Annotated in this window: 7 protein-coding genes; 5 read left to right on the top strand and 2 right to left on the bottom strand. The window is 66.6% G+C overall.

The annotated features are described in order from the left end of the window. The first annotated feature begins 120 nt into the window (after positions 1 to 120). From EOA60_RS09395 to EOA60_RS09380, 4 genes are all read left to right on the top strand, one after another. Positions 121 to 1695, top strand: coding sequence for an FAD-dependent monooxygenase (locus EOA60_RS09395; protein ID WP_127334833.1), 1575 nt, complete (start codon positions 121 to 123; stop codon positions 1693 to 1695). 120 nt (positions 1696 to 1815) lie between these two features. After that, a complete protein-coding gene (locus EOA60_RS09390) occupies positions 1816 to 4920 on the top strand; it encodes an efflux RND transporter permease subunit (RefSeq protein ID WP_281060250.1) in 3105 nt (1034 codons plus the stop codon). 76 nt (positions 4921 to 4996) lie between these two features. After that, a complete protein-coding gene (locus tag EOA60_RS09385; protein ID WP_067324856.1) occupies positions 4997 to 5410 on the top strand; it encodes a hypothetical protein in 414 nt (137 codons plus the stop codon). A 30-nt stretch (positions 5411 to 5440) separates the two neighbouring features. Next, positions 5441 to 5773, top strand: a complete 333-nt coding sequence (locus EOA60_RS09380) for a hypothetical protein (protein ID WP_066996527.1) — start codon at positions 5441 to 5443, stop codon at positions 5771 to 5773. A gap of 112 nt (positions 5774 to 5885) precedes the next feature. Here EOA60_RS09380 and EOA60_RS09375 read toward each other — a convergent pair whose 3' ends face one another. After that, the gene (locus tag EOA60_RS09375; protein WP_095824845.1) at positions 5886 to 7379 is read right to left on the bottom strand and encodes a winged helix-turn-helix domain-containing protein; all 1494 of its coding nucleotides are present in this window, start codon (positions 7377 to 7379) and stop codon (positions 5886 to 5888) included. Between the two features lie 145 nt (positions 7380 to 7524). Between EOA60_RS09375 and EOA60_RS09370 the strand changes: the two genes are divergently transcribed. Then, positions 7525 to 8358, top strand: coding sequence for an AraC family transcriptional regulator (locus tag EOA60_RS09370; RefSeq protein WP_095824846.1), 834 nt, complete (start codon positions 7525 to 7527; stop codon positions 8356 to 8358). 166 nt (positions 8359 to 8524) lie between these two features. On the opposite strand, the gene EOA60_RS09365 is transcribed toward EOA60_RS09370, so the two are convergent. Further along, a partial coding sequence (locus EOA60_RS09365; protein WP_164899242.1) for a GNAT family N-acetyltransferase occupies positions 8525 to 8730 on the bottom strand: 206 nt, incomplete at its 5' end.

Here is an 8730-nt window from a genome sequence, read left to right as displayed (position 1 = left end):
ATACGAGACCGACCGTGTCGTGGTCAGCGGCGGCCTCGCCAAAGGCGATCTGGTCGTCACCGCCGGCGTGAACCGGCTGCGGGAACACGAAAAAGTGCGTATCGTTGAAGGAGAGGAAAAATGACCATGTCCAAGACAAAGGTCCTGATTGCCGGCGCCGGTCCGACCGGGCTGACGCTCGCTCTCTGGCTGACCAGGCTCGGCGTCCCGGTCCGCATCTTCGACAAGGCCACCGGTCCGGGTGAAACCTCGCGCGCGCTCGCCGTCCAGGCCCGCACGCTGGAGTTCCATCGCCAGATCGGCATCGTCGAGGACATCCTTGCCGAGGGCATCCGGTTGGAACGGCTTACGTTGCATACGCCGGCCGGCGTCGCAGCGCGGCTGCCGCTTTCCGATTTCGGCCGCGGCATCAGCCCCTACTCCTTCGCCTTCGCGCTGCCGCAGGACATCCATGAACGCGTGCTGATCACGCATCTGGAACGCGCCGGCGTCGAGGTCGAGCGCGGTACGGAGCTCGTTGCCTTCCAGGACAAGGGTGACGCGGTCATCGCGACGCTTTCGCGGAACGGCAAGACCGAGACCGTCAGCGCAGCCTATCTTGCCGGTTGCGACGGCGCCCGCAGCACGGTTCGCCATGGGCTGAACATCGGCTTTCCGGGCGGTACCTACGAGCAGGCCTTCTACGTCGCCGACGTGAAGGGCACGGGCAACGTCACCCGCAATGGCATGGACACGACCATCAGCACCTATGGCTTCGCTATCGTGATGCCGGTCCGGCAGTCGGGCTCGCTGCGCCTCATCGGCATCGTGCCGAAGGCGCATGAGGCCGACGAGACGATCAGCTTCGAGGCGATCCGCGCCGATGTCGAGCGCGAGACCGGCGTCACGGTCGAGGAGGTCAACTGGTTCTCGACCTATCGCGTCCATCATCGCGTCGCCGAGCGCTTCCGCGCCGGCCGCGTGTTCCTCGTCGGCGATGCCGGACACATCCATAGCCCGGCCGGCGGCCAGGGCATGAACACCGGCATGGGCGATGCTGTGAACCTCGCGTGGAAGCTAGGCGCCGTGGTGCAGGGCCGTGCCGATCCGCGCCTGCTCGACAGCTACCAGCCGGAGCGCATCGCCTTTGCCCACAAGCTGATCGAAAGCACCGACAAGGTGTTCCGCTTCATCACCAACCGCTCGCGACTGGTCGGCCTGTTCCGGCGTTACGTGATGCCGAAGGTCATGAACATCGGGCTCCACACATCGTTCGGGTCGCGCGCATTCTTCGGCGTGATCTCGCAGACGGCGATCGAGTACCGCGCCGGGCCGATCAGCTCGGGCGTGGCGGGCAGGGTCAGCGGCGGCGATCGCCTGCCCTACGTCACGGGCGCGGGCGGCGACAATTTCGAGCCGCTGCGGTCGCTCGACTGGCAGGTCCATGTCTATGGCGAGGTCAATTGCGATTTCCGGGCGATGCTCGCGCCGACAGGAATTGCAGTGCATGGCTTCGCCTGGACAGACGCAGCCGTGAAGGCCGGCCTGCAGCGCGACGCAGCCTATCTGGTGAGGCCGGACGGCCATGTCGCGCTCGCCTCGCCGGTCCAGGAGGCAGCCGCCTTCCAGCGCTATCTCGCCGGCCTCGCCATCAGGCCGAGAACCGCCGAGCGCGCGCCCTACCGTGTGCCGGGCACCATGCACAGCCTGGCCTGAATTGCTATGGCGCGCCCGCCAAGCGGCGGGCGCTGACCGAACCCAAACCGTCATTTGTTTTGGCCAGCCGGCAGGCGCCGGCGGAGCGCGCTTGCGCGCGCCCTGAAAAGGAACCGCATCATGACCAGCTTCAATCTTTCCGAATGGGCGCTGCGGCACCGCAGCTTCATCGTCTACCTGATGATCGCGGCCGCCCTTGCCGGCCTCTACGCCTATGGCGGCCTCGGCCGCGAAGAGGACCCGCCCTTCACCATCAAGACCATGGTGGTGAGGACGATGTGGCCGGGCGCCATCACCAGCGACACGGTGGAGCAGATCACCGATCGCATCGAGAAGAAGCTCGAAGAGCTGCCGGACCTCGACTACGTCAAGAGCTACACCAAGCCCGGCGAATCCGTCGTCTTCGTCAACCTCAAGGACACGGTGGCCGCCGACCAGGTGCAGCCGCTCTGGTACCAGGTGCGCAAGAAGCTCGACGACATCAAGCCGACGCTGCCGTCCGGCGTGCAGGGCCCGTTCTACAACGACGAGTTCGGCGACACCTATTCGCTGATCTACGCGCTCACCTCCGACAGCCTCAGCCATCGCGAGTTGAAGGATCTCGGCACCAGCCTGCGCGCCGGGCTGCTGACGGTGAAGGACGTCGCCAAGGTCGACCTCATCGGCCAGCAGGACGAGAAGCTCTATCTCGAATTCTCGACGCAGAAGGTGGCGGCGCTCGGCCTCGATGTCGGCACGCTGTCGCAGGCGCTGCAGGCGCAGAACGCGCTGACGCCGAGCGGCACGGTCGATGCCGGTCCCGAGCGCATCGCCATCCGCGTGTCCGGCAGCTTCACCTCCGAGGAAAGCCTCAAGGAGATCAACTTCTACGCCAACGGCCATTACTTCCGGCTGGGCGACGTCGCCGAGGTCAAGCGCGCCTATTCCGACCCGCCGCAGCCGATGTTCCGCTTCAACGGCAAGCCTGCGGTCGGCATCGCCATCTCGATGACTTCGGGCGGCGACGCGCTGGCGCTGGGCGAGACCGTCAAGGAGAAGATGCATGAGATGCAGGCCGAGCTGCCGCTCGGCGCCGAGCTCGGCCTGGTCGCCGACCAGTCGCATGTGGTGGAAGAATCCGTCGGCGAGTTCACCAAGAGCCTCGGCGAGGCGATCGCCATCGTGCTCGCCGTCTCGCTGCTGGCGCTCGGCTGGCGTCCCGGCGTCGTCGTGGCGGTCGCCATCCCGCTGGTGCTGGCGATCACCTTCGTCACCATGGAGTATTTCGGCATCTCGCTGCAGCGCATCTCGCTCGGCGCGCTGATCATCGCGCTCGGCCTGCTGGTCGACGATGCCATGATCGCGGTCGAGATGATGATCTCGCGCATGGAGGAAGGCTACGACAAGATCTCGGCCGCCACTTATGCATATACCTCCACCGCCTTCCCGATGCTCACCGGCACGCTGGTGACGATCGCCGGCTTCGTGCCGGTCGGCTTCGCCAAGAGCGGCGCCGGCGAATACTGCTTCTCGCTGTTCGCTGTCGTGGCGATCGCGCTCGTCGTCTCCTGGGTGGTGGCGGTGCTGTTCACGCCGCTGACCGGCGTCTTCCTGCTGCCCGATCGCATCAAGGGGCATGGCGGCAGCCATCAGCCCTCGCGCGTCGGCCGCGGTTTCCAGGCGCTGCTCGAGATGGCGATGCGGGCAAAGTGGCTGGTGCTGTCGGCGACGGCCGGACTGTTCGCGCTCTCCGTCGTGGCGATGGGCTTCGTCGGCCAGGAGTTCTTCCCGAAGTCCGACCGGCCCGAGGTGATGCTCGACCTCACCTTGCCGCGCACCGCTTCGATCAAGTCGACGGATGCCGTGGTCGAGCGCGTCGAGAAGCTGCTCGCCGCCGATCCTGATATCGACCACTGGAGCTTCTATGTCGGCCAGGGCGCGGTGCGCTTCTACCTGCCGCTCGACGCACAGCTCGCCAACGACTTCTTCGCCCAGGCGGTGGTCGTTACCAAGGGCCACGCCGTGCGCCAGGCGGTGATCGACCGGCTGGAGAAGCAGCTGTCGACCGGCTTCGACGACGTCATGGCGCGCGTCACGCCGCTGGAGCTCGGCCCGCCGGTCGGCTGGCCGCTGAAGTTCCGCGTCAGCGGTCCGGATCCGGACAAGACGCGCAGCCTGGCGCAGCAGTTCGCGCAGGTGCTGGGCAGCGACGCCTCGGTGCGCAACATCAACTACGACTGGAACGAGCCGGCCAAGGTCATCAAGGTCGATGTCGACCAGGACCGGGCGCGCGCGCTGGGCATCTCCTCGCAGCAGCTGTCGGAGACGATCAACGCGGTGCTCTCCGGCTCGAAGATCACCCAGATGCGCGACGACATCTACCTCGTCGACATCGTTGCCCGCGCGGTGGAAACCGAACGCGCCAGCATCGACACGCTGCGCGGCCTGACGATCAGCGCCTCCGGCGGACGGCGGGTGCCGCTCGAGCAGGTGGCGAAGCTCACCTACCAGACCGAGCCGCCGCTGATCTGGCGCCGCGGCCGGCTGCCGACCGTGACCGTCCAGGCCGATGTCGCGCCGGGCGAAAATGCCACGCTGGTCACGCGGCGGCTGGAGAGCGCCATCGCCGCCTTCAAGGCGGAACTGCCGGCGCGCTACAGCGTCGAGCAGGGCGGCGTGATCGAGGACAGCGCCAAGGCCCAGGCCTCGATCTTCGTGGTGTTCCCGCTGATGCTGTTCATCATGGCCACCGTCCTGATGGTGCAGCTGATGAGCTTCCAGCGCCTGGTGCTGGTGCTGCTCACCGCTCCGCTTGCGATCATCGGCGTCGCCGGCGCGCTGCTCTTGTCGGGCGCTCCGATGGGCTTCGTCGCGATCCTCGGCGTGATGTCGCTGATCGGCATGGTGATCCGCAACTCGGTGATCCTGATCGCGCAGATCGACCAGCACATCGCCGCCGGCGAGGAACCATGGGCAGCGGTGATCAGCGCCACCACGCATCGGTTGCGGCCGATCCTGCTCACGGCGGCGGCCGCCATCCTCGGCATGATCCCGATCGCGCCGACGGTGTTCTGGGGGCCGATGGCCTATGCGGTGATGGGCGGCCTCTTGGTGGCGACCGTGCTGACGCTGGTTTTCCTGCCGACGCTCTACGTCACCTGGTTCGGCATCAAGGCGCCGGCTGAGAGCACCCCCGCGGCCGAACCGACCGCGGCCGCAGCCGAGCCCCAGCCGCTGGTGGCCTGAGCGGCGCCCTCCCAGCAGCCACGGCGGCCAACGCCGCCGTGGCGACCTTTATCACCCAAAACGGAAAGGAACGATCATGACACCCTTCTTTGGAAATCTTCTCGTTCGCGTGAATGCCGGCTTCCTGGTCCTTGCTTCCGCAGGCGGGCTCGCCACCGACATTGCCGGCTCGTTCTTCGGGCGCGGGGCTGAAGCCGTGCTGCTCAACAACGCACCCGGCACCGGCATCGGCTTCATCGAGGCGCACGGGCTGGCCCTGATCATCGGCGTGACGCTCTGGCGCATCGCCTACTCCCGCAACTGGCACGCCGTGCTGGCTGCCGTGCATGTGCTGCTCGGAACGGCCAACCTTCTGTTCTGGCAGTTCTTCATCGCCGCCGACGTGCTTGTCGTCGGCTACGTAACAACCGCGGCGCACTGGCTGTTCGTGGTTGCTCACCTGGCGGCGCTGACGGGTTCGACCCGGCTGGCCGCTTCATCCTCCCACTAGAACTGAACACCAACCTCAGGAGAAACGAAAATGCCTGTGAAATCTTTCAGGAAAATGCGCTCGGCCGCTGCGTTGCTCGCCATCGGCCTCGCCGCCGTCGAGATTGTCGGCATGGCCGTGCCGGCCCTGTCGCTGGTCGGTACCGCCGAAGCCCGCATCGGGGCGCCCTGGACACCGCACAGCGCCGCGGGCGTCGCTCGGCGCGCCACGACATGGCGTGTGCTGAGGCACACCACCGCCTGGGTCGCCACGCTGCCGGCAGGCTGCGTTCGCACCAAGGTCAACGGCTTCGACGTCTGGCGCTGCGGCCGGACCTACTACCGGCCCTATCAAGGCCGCTACATCGTGGTCGTCGTCGATTGAGGCGGCTCGGGCACAGCCCAAAGCGCGTCGCGCTGAAACGGATTCGGGCGACGCGCTTAAGTTTTTGTTTTGATATCCCAGAACCGCTGCACACTTCCGGGGCGACATGCATTTAGCCGAGGGCAAGCCTGACGCCTTCGCAGAGATGCTCGGCATCGGCCGGATTTTCGAACGGCACGCCGTGCAGCGCATAGTCGAGCGGCGAGAAGGAAGCGCCCTCCTCGATGAGGGCGATCTGCCGCCGCGCCTTGTCCCTGTCGCCCATCTGGGCATAGCAGGCGGCCAGCCTCGTCCTGATCCAGGGCGCCGGCCGCGTCGCGAGCTCCAGCGCTTCCGCCGCCTGCCGATATTCGCCCATCATGTAGAGCGCCAGGGCGCGGTCGAACTGGTACCAGTGCGGATGCAGCGGATCGATGCGGATGCCGCGCGCCAGCCAGGTCAGCGCTTCGAGCGGCCGGCCGCGCATGGTGAGCAGCATGCCCATCTGCTCGATGCTGTCGGCGTCGTACGGGTTGAGCTGCAAGGCGATGCGCATGTGATGCTCGGCCGCCTCGTGATCGCGCATATAGAGGCGGATCAGCGACTGCACGCGGTGGCCGGTCGGCTGGTCGGGCGACAGGGCCAGCCCTTTGTCGGCAAGGTCGCGCGCATTTTCCAGGACAGCATCGCTGGCGCGCCCGAACTCGCTGTCCAGGGAGCGCGCCAAAGCGAGATAAGAATAGGCAAGCCCGTAATTCGGATCTTTTGCGATCGCCGCCTCGAACAAGGCCTCGGCGCCGCGTTGGTCGGTCTGAGCGGGATCGCGCAGCAGCGCGAAGCCGCGCAGCAGGAGCTCGTACGCGGCAAGGCTGGTCACCGGCTTGCGCGAGGCCTGCTCGAGGCCGGCGTTGGTGACCCGCGTGACCAGGCGGCTGACGATCTGCTCGACGATGTCGCGCTCGATCGCGAACAGGCCGGCGCCCTGTGACTGGTAGCGGTCGCCCCAGAGCTGGCTGCCGCTCGCGATGTCGACGAGGCTGACGGCCACCACGACATGCTCGCCCTGGCGGCGCAGCGAGCCCTCGACCAGATAATCGGCGCCGATGCGAGCGCGGATCTGCGGCCACTCGGCGCGGCCGAAGGAGGCGAAGGAAAAACTTGAATTGCGCGCCAGCACCGTGACAGTGCCGAAGCGCGCCACGCCGTTGATGAGATCCTCGGCAAAGCCGTCGACCATCGCCTCGTCGGCCGGATCGCCGCTCTCGTTGCGGAAGCGCACCACCGCCACGATCGGTTGGCTGCTGATCTCGGGCGCCGCTTCGGCTTCCGCGGCAAGCATATAGCCGCGCTTGGAGACGGTGCGCACCATGTCCTCGCCCAGCACCTTGCGGATCTCGCGCACCGACTGGGTGAGCGAATCCTCGGTGACATAGACGCCGGGCCAGACGACATCCATCAGCTCCGACTTCGGCACGACTCGGCCCATATTGCGGGCGAGATGCGAAAGCAGCGCGTAGGCTTTCGGCCGCAGGAACAGCGGCTCGTTGATGCCGCGCAGCGTTCCCTTGGCGAGGTCGAGCGTGAACCCGCCAAATCGGAACACCTGATCGGCCGTCGCCGTCGTCATCGGGACACCCCTTCCGCGTGCCGCTAATGCCAAGTCGATCCCACTCAACCCGGCATGCGCGTGGCTATTATTGCGCACTGCGCAATTTCGATCAAACTGCCCGTCGGCGCGCCGACTAGTGTGGCCGCGCCAAATGCGAGGAGCCATGAACCCGACCGAGAAAGCGCTGTGGTTTGTCGAAAGCCATCTGCCGGATGCGATTTCGCTCGACGATGTCGCGGCAAGCAGCGGCGTGTCGCGCTTCCATGTGACGCGCGCCTTCAGCGCCGCCACCGGCCGGTCGGTCATGGGCTATATGCGGGCGCGGCGGCTCAGCGAAGCGGCGCGCAAGCTCGCGGGCGGCGCGAGCGACATCCTGGCGGTCGCGCTCGATGCCGGCTACGGCTCGCATGAGGCTTTCACACGGGCCTTCCGCGCCCAGTTCGGCACCACGCCGGAACTGGTGCGCGCTGGAGGCTCGACCCAAAACCTCGACCTCGTGGAGCCCATCCTCATGGACAGTTCGCTTCTCACCGCGCTCGAGCCGCCGCGCTTCGAGACCAGCCGGGCGTTTCTCATCGCCGGGCTCGGCGAGCGCTACAGCTGCGCGACCAGCGCCGGCATCCCAATGCTGTGGCAGCGCTTCGGACCCTATGTCGGCAACATTCCCGGCGAGGTTCCCGGCGTCGCCTACGGCGTTTGCACCAATGGCGACGATGCCGGCAATTTCGACTATGTCGCCGGCGTCGAGGTGTCGGATTTCTCCGATCTGCCGGAGGATTTTTACCGGGTTCGAGTGCCGGCGCACAAATATGCCGTGTTTGCGCATCGCGAACACATCTCGACCATCCGACGCACGGTCAACACCATCTGGAACAAGTGGCTGCCTGCATCCGGACATGAGATCGCCGACGCCCCCGACTTCGAGCGTTACGGCCCCGAATTCGATCCGCGCAGCGGCAATGGCGGGCTGGAGATCTGGGTGCCGATCGAAGGTTGAGACGCTGCCCCTCTCCTTCTCCCCCGGTGGGAGAAGGTGTCGCCGAAGGCGACGAATGAGGGGTGTTCCAGCGGAGTGAGACGGTGGCGTTCCCTGGAACACCCCTCATCCGTCTCGGCGCTGCGCGCCGATCCACCTTCTCCCACAAGGGGAGAAGGAAAAGGCGCTACAGCTCCAAGTTCCAGGTCTGGCCGACAAGATCCTTGCCGAAGGAATGGTGGCGCTCTTCCTCGGCCAGCTTGAAGCCCGCCGCCTGGTAGATGCGGCGGGCCGAGCCAAGAATGTCGTTGGTCCACAGCGTCAGCGTCTTGTAGCCCTTGGCGCGCGAGAAGGCGATGCACTCGTCGACCAGCCGCCGGCCGATGCCGAGGC

Source organism: Mesorhizobium sp. M1A.F.Ca.IN.020.06.1.1, from assembly GCF_004023265.1.
In the GTDB taxonomy this organism is placed as follows: domain Bacteria; phylum Pseudomonadota; class Alphaproteobacteria; order Rhizobiales; family Rhizobiaceae; genus Mesorhizobium.
The sequence above is the reverse complement of the archived record's forward strand: the minus strand, read 5'-3'. Positions and strand labels throughout refer to the sequence as shown.

Coding starts and splice junctions, on each gene's coding strand:
- EOA60_RS09395 (WP_127334833.1), top strand. CDS start 121: ATGACCATGTCCAAGACAAAGGTCCTGATTGCCGGCGCCGGTCCGACC.
- EOA60_RS09380 (WP_066996527.1), top strand. CDS start 5,441: ATGCCTGTGAAATCTTTCAGGAAAATGCGCTCGGCCGCTGCGTTGCTC.
- EOA60_RS09375 (WP_095824845.1), bottom strand. CDS start 7,379: ATGACGACGGCGACGGCCGATCAGGTGTTCCGATTTGGCGGGTTCACG.
- EOA60_RS09385 (WP_067324856.1), top strand. CDS start 4,997: ATGACACCCTTCTTTGGAAATCTTCTCGTTCGCGTGAATGCCGGCTTC.
- EOA60_RS09390 (WP_281060250.1), top strand. CDS start 1,816: ATGACCAGCTTCAATCTTTCCGAATGGGCGCTGCGGCACCGCAGCTTC.
- EOA60_RS09370 (WP_095824846.1), top strand. CDS start 7,525: ATGAACCCGACCGAGAAAGCGCTGTGGTTTGTCGAAAGCCATCTGCCG.